Here is a 21,108-nt window from a genome sequence, read left to right on the forward strand (position 1 = left end):
TATGAGCGCGTTTGGACGGAAGAACGGACCTGCCGGCATCAAGCCAGCCTTTGGCATTGCCCGGCCGATGCAGGGCGGCGCACCGCGCGAAGAAGTCAAGGGCGGAGAACAATTCCCGCCGCTGGACATGACGGCCCTGCCCACGGAAGCGCCCATCGACCCGCTGTCCGCGCCCACCGGCCAGATGCAGCGCAATGCCGACGCGATGCAGCGCCTGTCGGAGCGCGCCAATGCCGAACATGCGCCCGATGCCGGGCCGCAGGGCTTCGAAGCGTCGGTCCACACGATCAAGGAGCAGGTTCTTCCCCGCCTGCTGGAGCGTGTCGATCCCGAAGCCGCCGCAACGCTGACCAAGGATGAACTGGCCGAGGAATTCCGGCCGATCATCATGGAAGTGCTGGCGGAACTGAAGCTCACCCTCAACCGGCGCGAACAGTTCGCGCTGGAGAAGGTGCTGGTGGACGAGTTGCTGGGCCTGGGCCCGCTGGAGGAACTGCTGTCCGACCCGGATGTCAGCGACATCATGGTCAATGGTCCGGAGCAGACCTATATCGAAAAGAAGGGCAAGCTCCAGATCGCGCCGATCAAGTTCCGGGACGAGGAGCATCTGTTCCAGATCGCCCAGCGCATCGTGAACAAGGTTGGCCGGCGCGTCGACCAGACGACGCCGCTGGCCGACGCCCGCCTGCCCGACGGTAGCCGCGTGAACGTGATCGTGCCGCCGCTCTCGCTGCGCGGCACCGCCATCTCGATCCGTAAATTTTCGGCCAAGCCGATCACGCTGGACATGCTGGCCCAATGGGGCGCGATGAGCCAGAAGATGTGCACCGCGCTCAAGATCGCGGGCGCCTGCCGCTTCAACATCGTGATTTCAGGCGGTACGGGTTCGGGCAAAACCACCATGCTCAACGCCCTGTCGAAGATGATCGATCCGGGCGAGCGTGTGCTGACCATCGAGGACGCGGCCGAACTTCGCCTGCAACAGCCGCACTGGCTGCCGCTGGAAACCCGCCCGCCGAACCTGGAGGGTCAGGGCGCAATCACCATCGGCGACCTTGTGAAGAACGCCCTGCGTATGCGTCCCGACCGCATCATCCTGGGCGAAATTCGTGGCGCGGAATGTTTCGACCTGCTCGCCGCGATGAACACGGGCCATGACGGCTCCATGTGTACGCTCCACTCCAACAGCCCGCGCGAATGCCTCGGCCGTATGGAGAATATGATCCTGATGGGCGACATCAAGATTCCCAAGGAAGCCATTTCCAAACAGATCGCCGATTCGGTCGACCTGATCGTGCAGGTGAAACGCCTGCGCGACGGTTCGCGCCGCGTCACCAATGTGACCGAAGTGATCGGCATGGAGGGCGACGTCATCGTCACGCAGGAACTGTTCAAGTTCGAATATCATGATGAGGATGACAGCGGGAAGATCATCGGCGAATATCGCTCCATGGGCCTGCGTCCCTACACGCTGGACAAGGCGCGGCAGTTCGGCTTCGATCAGCCGTTTCTGGAAGCCTGCCTGTAAAGCTTGCCTGATCCCGCCACTGCTCTAAGGCGGGCGCGTGTCGCCCGTCCCTTCCCACAATCGCCCCCATCGCCCGCTTTACGCCATCGCCCTGCGGCTGATCGCGGTGATCTGCCTGTCGATCATGTTCGTGACGGTCAGGCTGGCCGATGCGCGCGGCGTGCATGTGATCGAATCGCTCTTCTATCGGCAGGCGCTGGCGCTGCCGGTGGTGTTCGCCTGGATCGCATCGACCACCGGCATCGGGTCGATCCGCACCCGGCGGATCGGCGTTCACGCGACCCGCATGGCCATCGGCCTGACCGGCATGGCGTTGAATTTCCTGTCCTATATCCTGCTGCCCCCTGCCGAGGCCGCGTCCATTGGCTTCACCATGCCGATTTTCGGCACCATATTGTCCGCGCTGATCCTGCGCGAAGCGACCGGCATCCACCGCTGGAGCGCCGTGCTGATCGGCTTTCTGGGGGTGCTGATCATGGTCCGCCCGGATGCCGGCCATTTCCCCGCGATCGGAGTCGCGGTCGCCATTGTCGCCGCCTTCGTCACCGCCAGCGTCAGCCTGGTCCTGCGGGAACTGGGCCGCACGGAAAATGCCGGGGTGATCGTCTTCTGGTTCACCCTGCTTTCGGTTCCGCCGCTGGCCGTCGGCATGCTGTTCTACGGCCAGTCCCATGATCCCGTCACATGGGGCCTGTTGCTGCTGATCGGCGTGGTCGGCGGCATCGCCCAGATCTGCCTCACCGCCGCGCTCCGCTGGGCGCCGGTATCTGTGGTGCTGCCGATGGACTATAGCACGATCATCTGGACCACCTTGCTGGGCTGGGCGATCTGGGGCGACTGGCCGATGAGCACGACGTGGATCGGCGCCGCGCTCATCATCGCCAGCGGTCTCTATATCGCCTGGCGGGAACATGTCCGCGCCAGGCGACCCGCATCAGCCCAATAGCTCTGCGTCGAGGCTGATTTCCGCGTTCAACAGCTTGGACACCGGGCAATTTCCCTTCGCCTTGGCGGCCAGCTCCTGAAACTGCGCATCGTCGGCACCGGGAACGGTCGCCTTCAGGCTGAGCTTGCTGGCGGTGATGGCAAAGCCCCCATCCTTCTGTTCCAGCGTCACGACGGCGTTGGTTTCCATCTTTTCCGCCGTCAGCCCCGCCTCGCCCAGAATCAGCGACAATGCCATGGTGAAGCAGGAGGCATGGGCCGCCGCGATCAGTTCTTCCGGATTACTGCCCGGCACCCCTTCGAAACGCATCGCAAAACCATAAGGATGCGCATCCAGCGCGCCGCTCTGGGTCGAGATCGCCCCCTTGCCGTCCTTGAGGCCACCACTCCACACGGCTGAACCGCTGCGATTGATCTTCATGTCCGTCCTCCTGATTCCCGGAGAAACCCCGCCGGTTCCCCTCGGTTTCACCAGCATAAGGCGAAATTGCGCAAGAGCGTGACAATGAACGACAAGGCTGTGGAAAATCATGGCCTTACCCGCCATTATGCAAGCTTTTCAATCGCTTAGAAAGAGGACGCTGGACAGGGTTCGGCGTGCCCCTTTAACATGAACGCCAGATGAATCGGACTGCCTAGATTCCGACACATTTTGTCGCTTACCCATTGTCTACTTAATAAATAGAATTATCTCTGTCCCTCGATAAGGACGAGGATGAGACCATGGAGCGATTCGGACATTCAGGTGACGCGCGCCAACCAGTCGTGCTGACCATTCCGGGCCTCAACAACAGCGGTCCGGGCCATTGGCAGACCCTTTGGGAAGAAACACGGGGCGATTGCGATCGCGTCGATCTGGGCAGTTGGGCCAGCCCCAGCCGGAACAGTTGGGTCACGCGTCTGGACGCCGCGATCCGGCGGGCCGATGGCCCGATCATCTTGGCCGCGCACAGCCTGGGCTGCCTTGCGGTCGCCTGGTGGGGCGCCCTGCAAAGCCAGGCCTATGGCTGGCCCGTGACGGGCGCGCTGCTGGTCGCACCACCCGACTGCGACCGGATGGAAACGCCCGAGACGATCGGCGGCTTCGGCCCCACGCCCCGCGCGCAACTGCCCTTCCCGTCGATCGTCGTGGCAAGCCGCAACGATCCCTATATCTTCTTCGAACGGGCCCACAGCATCGGCAAGAATTGGGGCAGCAGCTTCGTCGACGCCGGCTTTTGCGGCCATATCAATGCGGAATCCGGACTGGGTGAGTGGCGTTTCGGCCAGGCGTTGCTGGAAAAGCTGATCGACAATGCGCATGAGCAGGCCTCTGCGATGCGCCAGTTACGGCCCGCCATTCCGCTGACCCATCAGGACCGACGATTGGCCGCGCTGCGGGTCCACGGCTGAACTTTTCATCAAGGGCGCAACAAGAGAAACTTGAGCGCCCCTTATATTTGCTTTTTTGTCTACTGATACAGTTGAGATAAAGAGCGGCGAAGAGGTGCTTATGAGTGAAAACCGTTCGATAGAATTTACCCGCAACGGCCGCAGCGACGGGCCGCGCCACGACATCGCGCTCAGCATCGACAAGGTGCGCAGCGTGTTGGAGGCGCTGCGTTTCGGATCTGTCACGCTGACCGTGCATGACGCCCGCGTGGTGCAGATCGACGTCACCGAAAAAACGCGCCTGACCGCCTGAACGGGGTCGCGAAGGGGGCATAAAGACAGGGTTGCTGAACAAGGTCCGCCAAAAGGCCGGCCGGATAAAAGTGGCAAGGGGTGGGCCACATTTACCATTCCCAGACCTACGGCTTTGACCGGACCACCGGAAATGCCGCGATCAATTTCACCGGACATCCGGAAGGGGAATTACCATGATTGCGCGTTTTCTGTGGCTCGCCGGCGTGGCGAGCGCATCCATCATTGCGTCCAATGCTTCTGCGCAGGACGCGCCTCAGCCCGCAGCGGACACCAACACCGCAGACAGCGCTGAACAAAGCAGCCCTCGCGGTGAGGTGATCATCGTCACCGCCCGCCGCCGTCAGGAAACGGCGCAGGAAGTGCCGCTGGCAATTTCCGTGGTGAAGGGCGACAGCATCGAGGCCACCGGCAATTTCAACGTCGTGAAGCTCCAGCAACTGGCGCCGACCTTGCAGGTCTACACCACCAACCCGCGCAACACCTCGGTCAACATCCGTGGCCTGGGCGTGCCGTTCGGCCTGACCAGCGACGGTTTTGAACAGGGTGTCGGCATCTATGTCGACGACGTCTATAACTCCCGCGTCGCCGCCGCGACCTTCGACTTCCTCGATGTCGCCCAGGTTGAAGTGCTGCGCGGTCCGCAGGGCACACTTTACGGCAAGAACACCACGGCGGGCGCGATCAACATCACGACCAACCAGCCGACCTTTGATTATGAGGCCCGCGCCGAGCTGACCGTCGGCAATCTCAACTACAAGCAGGCGAAGGCGGCCGTGTCCGGGCCGCTGTCCGACACCATCGCCGCCCGCATCGCGATCGCCTCGACCAGCCGTCGCGGCACGATCTACAATGTGACGACCGACCGCTGGATCAACGAACAGGACAATCTGGGCCTGCGCGGCCAGTTGCTGTTCAAGCCCAATGACGATTTCAGCCTCACCCTGTCGGGCGACTATAGCAAGCAGGACCCCGAATGCTGCGGCACGGTCTTCGTCCGCGTCGGCAAGACCCAGCGGGTGATCACCCGCCAATATGATGCGCTCGCCGCCGCGCAGAATTATGTCGTTCCCAGCCGCAATCCCTATGACCGGCTGACCGATCTCGACAGCGAACTCAATGCCGGCAACAAGATCGGCGGCGTGTCGGCCAAGGCGGTCTGGAATGTTGGGCCGGGCACGCTGACCTCCGTCACCGCCTGGCGCTTCTGGGACTGGAAGCCCGCGAATGACCGCGACTTCACCGGCCTGCCGATCGTCTCGAAATCGCAGAACCCCTCGCAGCAGAACCAGTATAGCCAGGAGTTCCGCTACAATTACGAAAGCCAGAAGATCGACTTCGTGGTCGGCCTGTTCGGCTTCAAGCAGCGGATCGACACCCAAGGCACCGAGCAGCAGGGCAGCGCCGCAAGCAAGTGGAGCCTGACCGGCGCGCTGGCGAATGATCCCAGCGTCCTCAACGGCCTGACCGCCACCAATACGCAGTGGCTCAAGAGCGAAAGCGCGGCCCTGTTCGGCCAGCTTAGCTGGAAAGTGACGGACGCCCTCACCATCCAGCCGGGCGCGCGCCTCAACTATGACAAGAAGTCGGGCTTCTACCAGCGCGTCGTGACCAACGGTCAGGGGCAGGTCATCAGTTGCACTCCCGTCCCCAATGCCACCACCCAGCCGGTGCTGGCGGCGCAGTGCGGCATCTACCAGCCGCAGGTCAGCGCGCCGTCCGACAGCGCCTGGAACTTCACCTACGACTTCAACATCAATTACAAGATCGCGCCGGACGTCCTCGCCTATGCGACCTATGCCAAGAGCTTCAAGACGCTGGGCATCAACCAGAACGGCCTGCCGCTCAACGCCGACAATACGGTGAATTACGACGCCAGCACGGTGAAGCCGGAATCAGTCAACCATTTTGAAGTCGGCCTGAAGACCCAGTTCTGGAACCGCCGGGCGACCTTCAACCTCACCGCCTTCCGCACGGAGATCAAGAATTTCCAGGCGACGGTGAATGGCGGCCAGTTCGGCACCGTGCGCGGCTACCTCGCCAATGCGGAAAAGGTCCGGTCGCAGGGCATAGAGGCTGACTTCAAGATCGTCGCCAGCGATCGCTTCACCGCCTATGCCAATGGCGCCTATACCGACGCCAAGTACAAGAAATTCACCAACGCGCCCTGCCCGCCCGAACTGTCGGGTGGCACGCTCCAGCCGATCGGCGCGACGCCGGACTATTCCAATGCGGGCGTCCCCAACACCGCCAGCCCGCGCCAGTGCGACATTTCCGGCCAGAATCTGCCCGGCGTGTCGAAATGGGCCTTCTCCTATGGCGCGGAATACAACGTCCCGGTCACGCTGCTGGACAAGGAAGGTCAGGTCTATCTGGGCGTCGACGGCAATTATCGGTCGCACTGGAACTCCAACGCCTCGCCGTCCATCTATACGGAGGTGAAGGGCTACGCCCTGACCAACTTCCGCGCCGGCTTCCGTGGCGAGGGCTTCGACATCTTCGGTTGGGCCCGCAACGCCTTTGACGTCAACTATATCGACAATCTTCAGGTTGCCCCCGGCAACACCGGCCTGATCGCCGGCACGCCCGGCGACCCGCGGACCTGGGGCGGGACGATGAAATTCTCTTTCTGACCGATCAACGATGTTCACCCCCTGCGGGAGCGGCACTGGCCTGCCGCTCCCGCTTCTTTTGATGCCGCTTGCATCCGACTGGACCTTCGCGCGATTTGCGCCCGGCGCGCCGCTGGGGTAGAGCGCAGCCATGTCCACGACCTTCACGCTCGACACGTCGACCAGCCGCGCCAATCCCACCCCCGCGCCGATGAAGCGCCTGACCGTGCCCGCCATCCAGCGGCGCAAGTTCGAGGGGAAGACGGAACAACCGCTGGTCATGCTGACCGCCTATACCGCGCGGCAGGCGCAACTGCTGGACCCCCATTGCGACATGCTGCTGGTGGGCGATTCGCTGGGTCAGGTGATTTACGGCCTGCCCTCCACCCTGCCCGTCACGCTCGACATGATGATCGCCCATGGCGCCGCCGTGGTGCGCGGCAGCTATCACAGCGTCGTGCTGGTCGACATGCCCTTCGGCAGTTACGAAGCCTCCCCGCAACAGGCCTTTGCCAGCGCGAGCCGCATCATGGCCGAAACCGGCTGCGCGGGCGTCAAGCTGGAGGGCGGCGTCGCCATGGCGGAGACGATTTCCTTCCTCAGCCAGCGCGGCATCCCGGTGATGGCCCATATCGGCCTCACCCCGCAGGCGGTGAACGCGCTGGGCGGCTATGGCGCGCGCGGCAAGAGTCAGGAGGAGCATGCGAAGATCATCTCCGACGCCCGCGCGGTGGCGCAGGCCGGGGCCTTCTCCATGGTGATCGAGGGGGTGATGGAGGATATCGCCATTGCCGTCACCGACAGCGTGGACGTCCCCGTGATCGGCATCGGCGCCTCCGCCCATTGCGACGGCCAGGTGCTGGTGGCGGAAGACATGCTGGGCATGTTCGAACGCGTGCCCCGCTTCGTGAAACGCTATGAAAATATCGCCGAAACGATCGAAAAGGCGGCCGCCCGCTACGCCGAAGATGTCCGAAACCGGCACTTTCCGACCGAAGATCAGGTCTATCGCCCCAAAAAGTGATTTGCGCGGAGCAATAGCGCCGCTAATGATCGCGCCTTCCGCGTGCCTTATCTGACGATTTTCTGGAGACCCAAGTGGCCCTGACGCCGCAAAACAGCGAAGCCTTCATGCGTGAGGTCGACGAGGCCGTTCGACAGGACCAGTTGCTGACCTTCTGGCAGCGCTTCGGTCGCTGGATCGTCGTGCTGGTGGTCCTTGGCCTCGCGGCGTTCGGCGGCTGGCTCTATTGGCAGCATTATACGAAAACGCAGTCGCAGGCCGTTTCGGAGAAGATGGACCAGGTGATCGCCACGGCTGTCGGCGGCGGCACGCCCGACGCGAAGGAGCTTGACGCGCTGACTCAGGCGAGCCAGCCCGGCTTCCGCGCATCGGCCCTGCTGGTGAAGGCCGGCACCGCCGCGCGCAAGGGGGATAGCAAGGCCGCGATCGCCGCCTATCAGGCGATGGTCAGCGACAGTTCGATCGATCAGCCCTATCGCGATCTCGCGCTGATCCGCCAGACCACGCTGGAGTTTGAGAGCCTGCAACCGCAGCAGGTGGTCGATCGCCTGAAGCCCCTTGCCGTCGAGGGCGCGCCATGGTTCGGCAGCGCCGGGGAACTGGTCGCCATCGCCTATATGAAGATGCGCAAGAACGATCTTGCCGGGCCGCTGTTCGCCGCCATGGCGAAGGACAGGAACGTGCCCCAGTCGATCCGTTCACGCGCGCGACAGATGGCCGGCTTATTGGGTGTGGATGCAGTCGAAACGCCGAACGCGGCGGGACAGGAATGATTGGGCGCATGGGAATGCACAGCATGACGAAATTTTCGGGCGCCAGCCGCGCCGTGACTGTTGCCATGATGATCGCCCTGCTTGCAGGTTGCGGCGTGGTCGGCGGCAAGAAGGGCGGTCCGAAGACCCCCGTGGTCGGCAAGCGCACCTCGATCCTCAGCAATGAACAGGGCGTGGAGGTCGATCCGACGCTGGCCGACGTGCCCGTGGCCCTGCCCGAACCCTATGCCAACGACCAATGGTCGCAGCCGGGCGGCAGCCCCGCCAAGATCATGGGCAATCTGGCGCTCAGCGCATCGCCCTCGCAGGCCTGGACCGCTTCCATCGCGGGCAGCACGCCGCAGGCACGCCTTGCCTCTGCGCCAATCATCGCGGGCGGCAAGCTCTATGTGATCGACGCCGACGCCCGTGTCATCGCCTTCGACGCCAACAGCGGCGCGCGGCTGTGGCAGACCGCCCTGCCCTCCGAAGGCAGCGGCCGCGCCCGGTTCGGCGGCGGCGTCAGCTTCGTCGACGGCAAGCTCTACGCCAGCACCGGCGTCGGCGATGTCGCCGCGCTGGACGCCAACACCGGCGCCATCCTGTGGAAGAAGCGCCCCGGCGGACCGCTGCGCGGCGCGCCGACGCTCGCCAACGGTCATGTCTATGTGATGGGGCAGGACAACCAGATTTTCGCCCTCAATCAGAGCGACGGCGATGTGCAGTGGACCGATAGCGGCACGCTGCAGGTCACCGGCATTTTCGGCGTGGCCGCCCCCGCCGCCGCGCAGGGCACGGTGATCGCGGGCTACAGCTCGGGCGAGCTGACCGCCTATCGTTATGAAAATGGCCGGACGCTGTGGGGCGATGCGCTGTCGCGCACCAGCATCTCGACCGCCGTGGCGACGCTGACCGACATCGACGCCGATCCGGTGATCGATCGCGGCCGGGTGTTCGCCATCGGTCAGGGCGGCCGCATGGCCAGCTACGAACTGGTGAGCGGCCAGCGCCTCTGGGAAATCAACATCGCAGGCATTTCCACCCCGGCCGTCGTGGGCGAATGGGTGTTCGCCGTGACCAGCGACGCCAAGCTGCTCTGCGTCGCCCGCGCCACCGGCAAGATTCGCTGGATCAGCCAGCTGCGCCGCTGGGAAAAGGTGAAGAAGAAGGACAAGGCGATCCGCTGGACCGGCCCGGTGCTGGCGGGTGGCCGCCTGATCCTGGTGTCGACCCATGGCGATCTCAACTATGTCGATCCGACCACAGGCAAAATCCAGGCGGAGGTGAACATGAAGAAGTCCATGTCACTGTCGCCGGTGGTTGCGAACAACACGCTGTATATTCTCGCGGATGACGGCAGGCTGACGGCGCTTCGCTGACGGCCACATTGATGTTAAGCAAATGTGCTCCTGCGATGGCAGGAGCCCGGCTCCACCGTTCGGACCGGGCTTCTTCCTTCGCAGGAGCACTGATATTTTAAAGGAAACGGGCCTGCCATGCTGCCCACTATTGCCATTGTCGGGCGGCCCAATGTGGGCAAGTCCACCCTCTTCAACCGGCTCGTCGGCAAAAAGCTGGCGCTGGTCGACGATCAGCCCGGCGTCACCCGCGACCGGCGCGAGGGGCAGGCTAGCCTGCTTGGCGTCGATTTCACCATCATCGACACCGCCGGTTATGAGGATGAAGATCCGCAGACCCTGCCCGGCCGCATGCGCCTGCAAACGCAGGCGGCGGTGGAAAATGCCGATGTCGCGCTGTTCGTCGTCGACGCCCGCGCCGGGATTACGCCACTGGACGAGGAAATCGCCCGCTGGCTGCGCGAGGGCGACGCACCGGTCGTGCTGATGGCCAACAAGGCCGAGGGCAAGGCGGGCGACGATGGCGTGATGGAGGCGTTCAGCCTCGGCCTTGGCGACCCCATCCCCTTCTCCGCCGAACATGGACAGGGTTTGGCCGATCTGTTCCAGGCGCTGCTCCCCTATATCGACCGGGAGGATGAGGAAGAAGAGGCTGAACTGAGCGAAGCCGACCTTGAAGCCGCACCGCTCAAACTCGCCATTGTGGGGCGGCCCAATGCGGGCAAGTCCACCCTCATCAACCGTCTGCTGGGCGAAAACCGCCTGCTGACCGGGCCGGAAGCAGGCATCACCCGCGACAGCATCGCGGTCGACTGGAAATGGACCAGCCCGGATGGGCAGGAACGCCCCGTCCGCCTGATCGACACGGCGGGCATGCGCAAGCGCGCCAAGGTGCAGGACAAGCTGGAAAAGCTGGCGGTTTCGGACGGCCTCAACGCGGTCAATTTCGCGGAAGTCGTGGTGTTGCTGCTCGATTCCACCCGTGGCCTTGAAGCGCAGGATTTGCGCATCGCCGACAAGGTATTGGAGGAAGGCCGCGCGCTCGTCATCGCGCTCAACAAATGGGACACGGTGGAGAATGGCTCGGCGCTCTATCAGGGCATCAAGCAGGCGCTGTCCGACGGCCTCGCCCAGATACGCGGCGTGCCGATCATGACCGTCTCGGCCGCCACCGGAAAGGGGCTGGACGACCTGATCCGCGTCGCCTTCGAAACCCGCACAGCCTGGTCGCAGCGCGTGTCGACCGGCATCCTCAACCGCTGGTTCGAACGCGCGCTGGAGGCCAATCCGCCCCCCGCGCCGGGCGGCAAGCGGATCAAGCTGCGCTACATCACCCAGAACAAGACCCGCCCGCCGACCTTCGTGCTGTTCGGCACGCGGCTGGACGAACTACCGGAAAGCTATCGCCGCTATCTGGTGAACGGCATCCGCAAGGAACTGGGTTTCGGCGCGGTGCCTGTGCGTCTGACGCTGCGCAGCGCCAAAAATCCCTATGCCAATAAATGAGCCGGTGCATGTCGACGCCAGGGGCATGAAATGCCCCTGGCCCGCCTTGCGCGCCGCCCGGGCCATGCGCAGCGCGGACGCCGTCACCATGGAGGCCGATGACCCCATCGCGCCCGGCGAACTGGAGGCGCTCGCCCGGCAGCAGGGCTGGGCGTTCGAGGTCAGGGGACCGCATCTCTTCGCCTTCGTCCGGCCCGGCTGATCGTTCCAGGCTCGATACGGCTTAACCGGCTATTTACGCGTCCCTTCTATACTGTCGCGGCAAATCAGGGAGTCGCGCAGCGTGTCATATCAAGAGGCAGAACTGGTCAACTGGACCGAGTTTGCCAAATCGCGATCGGAGCTCGGCAGCGCCTTTCTGCGAATTCTCGGCTATTTCCGGGAAGATGGCGGCAAGGCGATCGGCGCGATCGAGGAGGCCATTCGCGCCGACAACGCCGTCGCACTCGTGACGCCCGCCCACACGCTGAAAGGCGAAGCCGCCCAATTCGGAGCCTATCGCTTGAGCGCCATGGCGGAGAAAATCGAGATGGTCGCCCGCCGCTGCATCGAAAGCCGGGAAAGCCCCGACGAACTGATCCAGGACGTGGTGGCGCTGCGCCCCTGCTTCACCGAAACCATGGCGCTGCTGGACCGCGATGCCAATCCGCTGGTCGCGCGGCGGCCCTCCGGCTTTGGCCGGCGCGTCGATACACCCGCGCAGGGTTTCGGCCGCGCAGGCTGATTTGAAAATTACGTATTGAAATAAAACGGGTTAGTGCCCCATATCCGGGCCATGACCCGTTTCTCCGTTCTGGACCTCGTCCCCGTCATCGAAGGCAGCAATGTGCAAGCGGCGCTCGCCAATGCCGCCGCCTTTGCCGCCCATGCCGAAGCGCTGGGCTTTCATCGCTATTGGGTGGCGGAGCATCACGGCATGCCCGGCATCGCATCGGCAGCGACCGCCGTGGTGCTGGCGCATATCGGTCAGGCCACCAGCCGCATCCGCATCGGTGCGGGCGGCATCATGCTGCCCAATCATGCACCGCTGTTGATCGCGGAGCAATTCGGTACGCTCGCCGCGCTGTTTCCCGGCCGGATCGATCTGGGCCTTGGCCGCGCGCCCGGTTCGGACCAGCGCGTCGCGCAGGCGATGCGTCGGACCCTGACTGGCGGTCCGGACGAGTTTCCCCGCGACGTCATGGAATTGCAGGCCTATTTCGCCGGGGACGAACGCCTCGGCTTTCAGGCGACGCCCGGCGCGGGCGAGGATGTGCCGCTCTGGATTCTCGGCTCCAGCCTTTATGGCGCACAGTTGGCGGCGGCGCTGGGCCTGCCCTATGCCTTCGCCTCCCACTTCGCGCCCGGTGCGCTGGACGAGGCCATCGCCATCTATCGCCGCGATTTCCGGCCCTCGGCCCAGCTCAAATATCCCTATGTCATGGCGGGCTTCAACGTCTTCGCCGCTGACACGACGGAGGAAGCGCGCCTGATCGCCACCTCCATGCAGCAGGCCTTCGTCCGCCTGCGCACCGGCCGTCCGGGCAAGCTGCAACCGCCGGTGCCGGGCTATTATGAAAACCTGCCGCCCCAGGCGCAGGCCATGCTGGCCGACGTGCTGAGCGCCTCCACCATCGGCGCGCAGGAAGATGTCGAGCGCGATCTGGCTGCCTTCATCCGCCGCACCCAGGTCGATGAGATCATCCTGGGCGGACAGATCCATGATTTCGAGGCCCGCAAGCGCAGCCTGGAAATCGCCATGGCAGCGGCGAAAGCGGTGTCAGGCGGCCATCAGGCGGCCCCCGCTCAGTAGCTTCGCCATGCGTGGCGCAGCGCGGCTGAGCAGCGACCCCAGCAGGATGACGGCGACCAGCACCAGCAAGGGCTGGACCAGCAGATAGGCCGGATAGAGCGGCGAGCCGAGCTTGCCGAACAGGGCGCCCAGCACCGGCCCGCCCAGCCAGATCAGGATCAGGTGCGAGCAGAAGAGGAAGAAGGCGAACGGCTCGATGCGCAGCAGCATCCCTCGCGCGGCGCTGGCGGCCAGGCTCCACGCCAGCCGCCAGAAGAAGACCGCCGCCGCGACCCGCGCCGCCATGTCCAGCGTGGCGATACCGATTCTCGGCATCCCGCTCACCGGATGCAGCGAATAATGAAGCTGCGCGATCATCAACAGCGCGAAGGGCGGCGCGGCGACCGTCCAGGGCAGCGCCGCCACGCGATCGGCGAGGCCCTCGCGCCGGGCAATGATGCCCATGACGAAGAAGAACAGGATCGACGCCCGCATCAGCACCGGCGGCCCCCAACCCATGATCTGGCAAAGCGCCGCCATGGCCGCGATCAGGCCCAGCATCCAGCCGGGCAGGCGCACGAACAGCGGCGCGGCGACCATGCACAGGAACAGATCGCGCAGGAACGGCATCTGCACGTTGATGTCGGGGTTGCGACTGACGATGAACAGTTCCTGGAACATCCAGTCGGTCGAGGATGGCACTGGCGCGGACAGGCCCACGATCCATGCGGCACCCGACACGAACAGGATCGCCAGGCCGTTCCACAGGATCATCGGCAACAATATGGTCCGGGCCTTGCGTCCGACATGGCGTATCCAGTTCTGCGTGCGCGACGACCCTTCAACCAGCCAGCCGGAAATCAGGCCGAGCAACGGCACCGCGCTGCGCCCGAAAATCTCCATCAACGCCCAGCGTAGGCTGTCCTGCGGCGTGCCGCGCAGGCTTTCCAGATCATAGCCGCTCAGGCCCGTCCAGGCATGGACATAGACCACGCCCAATATGCAGATGACGCGCGCGATGGAGATCGCATCGGATCGGCGGGCCGCGTCGGTCGTCAGCGTGTGAACCAAACAATTTTCCCGATTTTCGGCAAATGTTTCAACGACCAGGCCCGACACAAGGTTCCTCTGCACATGGCGGCGCAGGCAAGGGCCGCACGCTAGTTTATGGGGGCGGGATAAGCATATTCTTTACCAGTCGCACGTTAAATCGCTCCGACGTGCCGGAATCCGGTCCGGTCGAGGAGAATAAAAGGCTCATGACCCATATGCACGGTGCTGACCATTTCGCCGGCGCGCAAGCGCAAGTCTTTCAGGCAGCGGTCGATCCGATGGGCATGGTTTTCCAGATTGCCGGGTCCAGTTCGCAACTGGTCCTCGATGGCGCGCGCCTTGCCCTGCTGGCGCGGGATGCCGATCCCTGCATCGCCATGGCCGGGCAGGTCGGAGCGCAGGTGAAGATGCGCGTCGGCAACGTCTGGCTGATCGCCAGCGTGCGCACCATGGCGATGGATCGTCAGGACGGCGGCAACATCATCGCCGACATCGATTTTCTGGGCGAAGGCGACGAGGAAAAGCTGACGGGGCGCATCTACCGCTTCCGCCGTGGCGTCACCCGCTATCCGACGCCGGGTACGGCGGTCTATCCGGTGTCCAGCCAGGACATGCAGCAAATCTATTCCGCCGACGACCGCCCCCATGTGCAGATCGGCACCGTCTATCCCACCACCGACACCCGCGCGGCCCTCTATGTCGATTCGATGCTGGGCAAGCATTTCGCGTTGCTCGGCTCGACCGGTACGGGCAAGTCGACCAGCGCCGCCCTCATCCTCCATCGCATCTGCGACCTGTCGCCGCAGGGGCATATCGTGATGATCGATCCCCATGGCGAATATGGCGCCGCCTTCCAGACCAATGGCGCGGTCTATGACGTCAACAACCTCGCCCTCCCCTATTGGCTGATGAATTTCGAAGAGCATTGCGAGGTGTTCGTCACCTCCGAAGGGTCCGAACGGACGGTCGATTGCGACATCCTCGCCAAATGCCTGCTCGCCGCCCGGTCGAAGAACCGGCTGGCTGAAAGCATCGGCCGGCTGACGGTCGATTCGCCGGTGCCCTATCTGCTGTCGGACCTTACCAACATCCTCCAGAATGAAATGGGGAAGCTGGACAAGGGCACCGGGTCGCTGCCCTATATGCGGCTGAAGACCAAGATCGACGAGATCAAGACCGATCCGCGCTACAGCTTCATGTTCTCCGGCATGCTGGTTGCGGATTCGATGCAGGAATTCCTCGCCAAGATTTTCCGCCTGCCCTCGGGCGGCAAGCCAATCTCGATCATCGACGTGTCGTCCATGCCGTCCGACATCACGTCGGTCGTCGTGTCGGTGCTCTCGCGGCTGGTGTTCGACTATGCGCTGTGGGCACGCGACGAGCCGCAGCGGCCGATCCTGCTGGTCTGCGAGGAAGCGCATCGCTACATCCCCAGCAGCACGACCGGCGGCGGTCAGGCGGTGCGCCGCATCCTGGAGCGGATCGCCAAGGAAGGCCGTAAATATGGCGTGTCGCTGGGCCTCATCACCCAGCGCCCCTCCGACCTTGCCGAAGGCGTGCTGTCGCAGTGCGGCACGATCATTTCGATGCGCCTCAACAACGACCGCGACCAGGCATTCGTGAAGGCGGCCATGCCCGAAGGCGCGCGCGGCTTCCTCGATTCCATCCCCGCCCTGCGCAATCGGGAAGCGATCATCTGCGGCGAAGGCGTCGCCGTACCGATCCGCGTCGCGTTGGACAATCTGGAGGAAGAACGGCGTCCGGCCTCGGGCGATCCGAGCTTCACCGACCTCTGGCGTCAGTCGGGCGGCGAGGCCGACATCCTCGACCGGACGATCACCCGCTGGCGCAGTCAGGGACGATAAAGCTCAGCCCGTCGGCAGGATTCGGCCGGCGGGCTCCCCCTCCGCATTGACCGCTTCGCGGCATTCCTCCTCATTGGGCTGGGCCAGCAGCTTCGCCTTCTTCCAGCCGCCCTGCATATAATAGGCGACGCCCAGCAGCAGCGTCGTGCCCGAACCGATGGGGAAGCTCAGCCACAGCGCATCCGCCCCCAGCGTACCATAGCCAAGCTTGTAGAAGCCCAGCCGCACCGCGAACATGGTGAAAGTCAGGATGAGGAGCGGCCCCACCACCACGCCGTTCGCCCGCATGATGCCGAAGAAGATCATCGCGCAGCCGAAGAGGATGAAGCTCCAGCTCGCCAGCAATTGCATGTGCCAGGCGACAGGGACGGCGGGGCTCCCCGTTCCCAGGAACAGCCCCAGCAACGGTTCGTGGAACAGCAGCATCACCGCGATCATCGCCCCGGTGACGAGCAGCAGATAGCCGATGCCATAGGTGGCGATCCGCCCCACCCTGTCCCACCGGCCCGCACCGATATTCTGCGCCGCCATGGCGCTGACTGCCGCGCCCATGGCCATGGCGGGCATCTGCAAATAGGTCCAGAGCTGCTGCGCCGCGCCATAGGCGGCAGTCACCACCAGCCCCTCCCGATTGACGAGGCCGATCATCACCAGCCCTGAGGCCGACATGACGATCATTTGCAGGCCCATGGGCAGTCCCTTGCCCACCAGCATGCGGATTTGGGCGACGGTCGGCCGCAAATAGGCGAGTTCGCTGCCTCGCAGGCGCAGCGGCAGGTCCTTGCGGTAGATATAGAGGATGACGCCGATCAGGCTGACGAAACCGGCCATGGCGGTGGCCGTCGCCGATCCGGCGATGCCCATGCGGGGAAACGGCCCGATCCCCAGGATCAGAACCGGATTGAGCACCAGATCGACCCCGACGCTGACGAACATGAAGATCAGCGGCGTGCGCGCGTCGCCCGTGCCGCGCAGCCCCATCATGATCATGACGCTCAGCAGGCTGGCGGGCATGGCGATGAAGATGACGCGTAGATAGGCCAGCGCAGGACCGAACGCCTCGGCAGGCGTTGCCAGCAGGCGCAACAGCGCGGGCGCGCCCAGCCATCCGGCTGTTGCGACACCCAGCGCCAATATCGTGCAGAAACCGACCGCCGCGCCGAATGCCCGCCGCGCGGACGGCAGGTCCCGCGCGCCGAAGGACTGCGCGATCATCACCGTCGCGGCCATGCCGAAGCCGAACACGACCGAGAATAACAGGAACATGATGATGTTGGCGTTCGCCGTTGCCGCCAGCGCCCGCTCGCCCAGAAAGCGCCCGACCCAGATCGCGTTGATCGATCCGTTGAGCGACTGAAGCACGTTGGAGCCAAGCGTCGGCAGCGCGAACATCAGCAATGCCGGACCGATCGGCCCCTGCGTCAAATCCCTTCCCTTGGCTGCCCCGTTCATCGTTCCTCGCTATTCTTGTCTTATCGGTGAACGGGGAGAGCCGTTCAGGCCAGCCGTTCCAACGCCGCCTTCAATCTTTCTGCTTCGGCCGCCTTTTCGGCATGGTCCTCGCGCGCCTTGGCGACGGCTTCAGGCTTGGCCTTTTCGACAAAGCTGGGATTGGAAAGACGCCCGGAAAGGGAATCCCGTTCCTTCTCCGCCGCCGTCAACGCCTTGGCGAGACGCGCCTTTTCCGCCGCAATGTCGATCACGCCTTCCAGCGGCAGGATGAAAGTCGCCTCATCGACGACAATCTGCGCCGCGCCGCCCGTGACATTCTCGCCGAAGGACAGGCTCTCGACGCGACCCAACCGCGCCAGCGCCGCGCCCTGCCGGTCGATCCGGCGGCGTGTTTCCTCCGACGCATCATGGACGACCACGCCCAACTTCGCGCCCGGCGGGACGTTGAGCTCCGTGCGCGCGGTGCGCATCGCGCCGATCAGGCGGATCAGCCAGTCGATCTCGGCCTGCGCCTCCCGGTCCACGGCATAGAGCGCCTGCGGCCAACGGGCGACGATCAACTCGCTCTCACGCGCGCCGGTCAGATTCCACAACTCTTCGGTGATGAAGGGCATGAAGGGGTGCAGCATGACCAGAATCTGGTCGAACGCCCAGCCCGCGACGGCACGGGTTTCCTCGTCCATCGACCCCTTGGTGAGTTCGATATACCAGTCGCAAAACTGGTCCCAGACGAAGTGGTAGATGGCATTCGCCGCCGCGTCGAAGCGCAACTCGGTCATGGCGGTGTCGATCGCCTGCACGGTCGCGACCGTTTCGGCAATGATCCAGCGGTTGACCGGCGCCTCGGCGGACGGCGCCTCATGGCTGGTCGAGGCGGTGACGCCGTTGGATTGCAGGAAGCGCGCCGCGTTCCACAGCTTGGTCGCGAAGTTGCGATAACCCTCAACCCGCTTCTCATCCATCTTCACGTCGCGGCCCTGGCTTTCCATGGCGGACATGAAGAAGCGCAGCGCGTCGGCGCCGAATTTGTCGATCAGGCCCAGCGGATCGACGACATTGCCTTTGGACTTGGACATTTTCTGCCCGTCCGCCGCGCGCACCAGCCCGTGGAGGTAGAGCTTGCGCCACGGCACTTTTTGTTGCGGGTCGCTCCGCTCCGGGCCCATGAACTCCATCCCCATCATCGCCATGCGCGCATCCCAGAAGAACAGGATGTCGAAGCCGGAAATCAGCAGGTCGTTGGGATAATGGCGCTTGAGCGTCTCGGTCTGCTCCGGCCAACCCAGCGTGCCGAAGGGCCAGAGCGCCGAGGAGAACCAGGTGTCGAGCACGTCAGGATCGCGGGTCAGCTTCTTGTTGCCCGCTTGGCTCTGCGCTTCCTCCTCGCTCTCCGCGACGTAAGGGTTGCCGTCCTCGTCATACCAGGCCGGAATCTGATGCCCCCACCAGAGCTGACGCGACACGCACCAGGGCTGGATATTCTCCATCCAGTTGAAGAAGGTCTTTTCCCACGTCCTGGGGACGATCTCGATCCGTCCGTCACGCACCGCCTGCATCGGCGCGACGGCGAGCTTTTCGGCATCGACATACCATTGGTCGGTCAGCCAGGGCTCGATCACCACGCCCGAACGGTCGCCAAAGGGTGTCTGGATGGTGCGCGGCTCAGCGTCGGATTCGACCTCCTCGCCTTCCTTGTTCTTGGTGACATGCGGGACAAGCATGCCCAGCGCCTTCATCTCCGCCACGACCAGTTCGCGGGCGCCATCGACGCCATCGCGCCTGAAACGGTGCAGCCCCAGAAAGCGATCCGGGATCAGCCCATCGGCGGTCTGGATCACATTGGCATCGGCGTCGAGCATGTTGAGCATGTCGGCCGCGCGGAAGCCCGCCCGTTTGCCCACCTCGAAGTCGTTGAAGTCATGCCCCGGCGTGATCTTGACCGCACCCGACCCCAGTTCCGGGTCGGCATGCTCGTCCGCGACCACCTTGAACCGGCGGCCGGTGATCGGCTGGAGGATATCCTTGCCGATGACGTCCTTGTAGCGCGGATCTTCGGGATTCACCGCGACCGCCATGTCGGCCAGCATCGTTTCGGGCCGCGTGGTGGCGACGACGATATGGTCCGCGCCATCGGCCAGCTTCACCCCATCCGCCAGCGGATAGCGGAAATGCCAGAAGCCGCCCTTCACTTCCTTGGTCTCGACCTCCAGATCGGAGATGGCCGAGCGGAAATGCGGGTCCCAGTTTACCAGCCGCTTGTCGCGATACAGCAGGCCGCGCTTGTGCAGCTCCACGAAGGTCTTGATGACGGCCTTCGAAAAGCCCTCATCCATGGTGAAGCGCTCATTGGCCCAATCCATCGAGCAACCCAGACGGCGGAGCTGGCGCGTGATCGCGCCGCCGCTCTCGGCCTTCCATTCCCAGACCTTGGCGACGAAGTCGTCGCGGCTGAAATCGGTGCGCTTCTGGCCCTGCGCGTTCAACTGGCGTTCGACCACCATCTGGGTCGCGATGCCCGCATGGTCGGTGCCCACCACCCACAGCGCATCCTTGCCGCGCAGGCGCTCGTAACGGATCACGATATCCTGCAAGGTGTTGTCGAGCGCATGGCCGATATGCAGGCTGCCCGTCACGTTCGGCGGCGGGTTGACGATGGTGAAGGGTTCAGCGCCGGGACGTTCCGGGCGGAACAGGCCCTTTTCCTCCCAATGGGCGTACCAGCGGGACTCGATTTCGGCGGGGTCGAAGGTCTTGGGCAATTCGGTCATAGGCTGGCCTTTACGCAAGGCGGCGGCGGCGTCAAATATCCGCTGCATCTTTCCGCTCCGAAGAGGCAAAAAAGCCGTGACCACATCCCAAAAGCTGCCAACCATCGTGCTGATCCCCGGCCTGATGAATGACGCCTGGGTGTGGCATGGGGTGATCGGCCCGCTCAGCCGGTTGGGCGCGGTCCATATCGCCCGCACCGACGGCTGCGATTCTCTCGGCCTCATGGCGGAACGGATCGCGGCGAGCGTCAGCGGCCCGATGGTGGTGATCGGTCACAGCATGGGCGGACGGGTGGCGCTGGAACTGGCCGATCAGGCGAGGGAGCGGATCGTGGGGCTGGTGCTGCTCGACACCGGAGCGGCCAGTCCGACCACGCAGGAAGCGGAGGGTCGGTTGAAGCTGGTCGACCTCGCCCGCGCGGAGGGCATGGCAAGCGTCGCCGGAAGCTGGTTGCCGCCCATGCTCGCGCCGGACCGGCGGGATGACGTGGCGCTGGTCGATGGCATCACCGCCATGCTGCTTCGCGCCGATGCGGATATTTTCGCGGCACAGCAGCGGGCTCTGCTGAACCGGGCGAATCGGCTGGACCTGCTGGCCTCGATCCACTGCCCCATCCTCGCCGTCACCGGCAGCGAGGACAGATGGTCGCCGCCCGCCCAGCATCAGGAGATGGTCGACCGCGCGCCCAACGCCCGGCTGGAGGTGGTCGAAGGCGTCGGTCATATGCTCCCGGTGGAAGCGCCCGAAAAGCTTGCGGAGATACTGATCCGCTTCATCCGGGCGCTTTAGC

Annotated in this window: 18 protein-coding genes; 14 read left to right on the forward strand and 4 right to left on the reverse strand. The window is 64.3% G+C overall.

Annotated features, from left to right (window positions below; genetic code table 11):
- The first annotated feature begins 1 nt into the window (after position 1).
- Positions 2 to 1,528: a CpaF family protein gene (locus HUK73_RS09055; RefSeq protein WP_176591605.1), complete on the forward strand. Its 1,527-nt coding sequence runs from the start codon at positions 2 to 4 to the stop codon at positions 1,526 to 1,528.
- 37 nt (positions 1,529 to 1,565) lie between these two features.
- On the forward strand, positions 1,566 to 2,474 hold the full coding sequence (locus HUK73_RS09060; protein WP_176591606.1) for a DMT family transporter: 909 nt from the start codon (positions 1,566 to 1,568) through the stop codon (positions 2,472 to 2,474).
- Here HUK73_RS09060 and HUK73_RS09065 read toward each other — a convergent pair.
- Positions 2,463 to 2,894 carry an OsmC family protein gene (locus HUK73_RS09065; RefSeq protein WP_176591607.1) on the reverse strand — a complete coding sequence of 144 codons (432 nt, stop codon included), beginning with the start codon at positions 2,892 to 2,894 and terminating at the stop codon, positions 2,463 to 2,465. The two genes, HUK73_RS09060 and HUK73_RS09065, sit on opposite strands and share 12 nt — an antisense overlap.
- A gap of 302 nt (positions 2,895 to 3,196) precedes the next feature.
- Between HUK73_RS09065 and HUK73_RS09070 the strand changes: the two genes are divergently transcribed.
- The 10 genes from HUK73_RS09070 (at position 3,197) to HUK73_RS09115 (ending at position 13,200) form a co-directional block, all read left to right on the forward strand.
- Positions 3,197 to 3,865, forward strand: a complete 669-nt coding sequence (locus HUK73_RS09070) for an alpha/beta hydrolase (RefSeq protein ID WP_176591608.1) — start codon at positions 3,197 to 3,199, stop codon at positions 3,863 to 3,865.
- A 100-nt stretch (positions 3,866 to 3,965) separates the two neighbouring features.
- Positions 3,966 to 4,157 (forward strand): YezD family protein, encoded by a 192-nt coding sequence (locus tag HUK73_RS09075; protein WP_176591609.1) that lies wholly within the window; start codon positions 3,966 to 3,968, stop codon positions 4,155 to 4,157.
- A 175-nt stretch (positions 4,158 to 4,332) separates the two neighbouring features.
- Positions 4,333 to 6,789, forward strand: coding sequence for a TonB-dependent receptor (locus HUK73_RS09080; protein WP_176591610.1), 2,457 nt, complete (start codon positions 4,333 to 4,335; stop codon positions 6,787 to 6,789).
- A 130-nt stretch (positions 6,790 to 6,919) separates the two neighbouring features.
- Positions 6,920 to 7,792 (forward strand): 3-methyl-2-oxobutanoate hydroxymethyltransferase, encoded by an 873-nt coding sequence (gene panB, locus HUK73_RS09085; protein ID WP_176591611.1) that lies wholly within the window; start codon positions 6,920 to 6,922, stop codon positions 7,790 to 7,792.
- Positions 7,793 to 7,866: 74 nt separating this feature from the next.
- The gene (locus HUK73_RS09090; protein WP_176591612.1) at positions 7,867 to 8,565 is read left to right on the forward strand and encodes a tetratricopeptide repeat protein; all 699 of its coding nucleotides are present in this window, start codon (positions 7,867 to 7,869) and stop codon (positions 8,563 to 8,565) included.
- Positions 8,566 to 8,579: 14 nt separating this feature from the next.
- A complete protein-coding gene (locus HUK73_RS09095) occupies positions 8,580 to 9,923 on the forward strand; it encodes a PQQ-binding-like beta-propeller repeat protein (protein ID WP_369805516.1) in 1,344 nt (447 codons plus the stop codon).
- A gap of 117 nt (positions 9,924 to 10,040) precedes the next feature.
- The gene (gene der / locus HUK73_RS09100; protein WP_176591614.1) at positions 10,041 to 11,408 is read left to right on the forward strand and encodes a ribosome biogenesis GTPase Der; all 1,368 of its coding nucleotides are present in this window, start codon (positions 10,041 to 10,043) and stop codon (positions 11,406 to 11,408) included.
- Positions 11,395 to 11,610: a sulfurtransferase TusA family protein gene (locus HUK73_RS09105; RefSeq protein ID WP_176591615.1), complete on the forward strand. Its 216-nt coding sequence runs from the start codon at positions 11,395 to 11,397 to the stop codon at positions 11,608 to 11,610. Before der ends, HUK73_RS09105 begins: the two co-directional genes overlap by 14 nt.
- An 81-nt stretch (positions 11,611 to 11,691) precedes the next feature.
- Complete coding sequence (locus HUK73_RS09110) at positions 11,692 to 12,132, forward strand: Hpt domain-containing protein (protein ID WP_176591616.1); 441 nt, start codon at positions 11,692 to 11,694, stop codon at positions 12,130 to 12,132.
- A gap of 51 nt (positions 12,133 to 12,183) precedes the next feature.
- Complete coding sequence (locus HUK73_RS09115; protein ID WP_176591617.1) at positions 12,184 to 13,200, forward strand: LLM class flavin-dependent oxidoreductase; 1,017 nt, start codon at positions 12,184 to 12,186, stop codon at positions 13,198 to 13,200.
- Here HUK73_RS09115 and HUK73_RS09120 read toward each other — a convergent pair.
- Complete coding sequence (locus HUK73_RS09120) at positions 13,168 to 14,250, reverse strand: acyltransferase (protein ID WP_218036443.1); 1,083 nt, start codon at positions 14,248 to 14,250, stop codon at positions 13,168 to 13,170. The two genes, HUK73_RS09115 and HUK73_RS09120, sit on opposite strands and share 33 nt — an antisense overlap.
- Before the next feature lie 188 nt (positions 14,251 to 14,438).
- Here HUK73_RS09120 and HUK73_RS09125 point away from each other — a divergent pair, with 188 nt between their 5' ends.
- Entirely contained in the window at positions 14,439 to 16,097 is a 1,659-nt protein-coding gene (locus tag HUK73_RS09125) for an ATP-binding protein (protein ID WP_176591618.1), read from the forward strand.
- Positions 16,098 to 16,100: 3 nt separating this feature from the next.
- Here HUK73_RS09125 and HUK73_RS09130 read toward each other — a convergent pair whose 3' ends face one another.
- Positions 16,101 to 17,549 (reverse strand): MATE family efflux transporter, encoded by a 1,449-nt coding sequence (locus tag HUK73_RS09130; RefSeq protein WP_176591619.1) that lies wholly within the window; start codon positions 17,547 to 17,549, stop codon positions 16,101 to 16,103.
- A 44-nt stretch (positions 17,550 to 17,593) separates the two neighbouring features.
- Complete coding sequence (locus HUK73_RS09135; RefSeq protein WP_176592894.1) at positions 17,594 to 20,317, reverse strand: valine--tRNA ligase; 2,724 nt, start codon at positions 20,315 to 20,317, stop codon at positions 17,594 to 17,596.
- Between the two features lie 76 nt (positions 20,318 to 20,393).
- Here HUK73_RS09135 and HUK73_RS09140 point away from each other — a divergent pair, with 76 nt between their 5' ends.
- Positions 20,394 to 21,107: an alpha/beta fold hydrolase gene (locus HUK73_RS09140; RefSeq protein WP_176591620.1), complete on the forward strand. Its 714-nt coding sequence runs from the start codon at positions 20,394 to 20,396 to the stop codon at positions 21,105 to 21,107.
- Position 21,108: the final 1 nt, after the last annotated feature.

The sequence above is a fragment of the Sphingobium sp. EM0848 genome, assembly GCF_013375555.1.
In the GTDB taxonomy this organism is placed as follows: Bacteria; Pseudomonadota; Alphaproteobacteria; order Sphingomonadales; family Sphingomonadaceae; genus Sphingobium.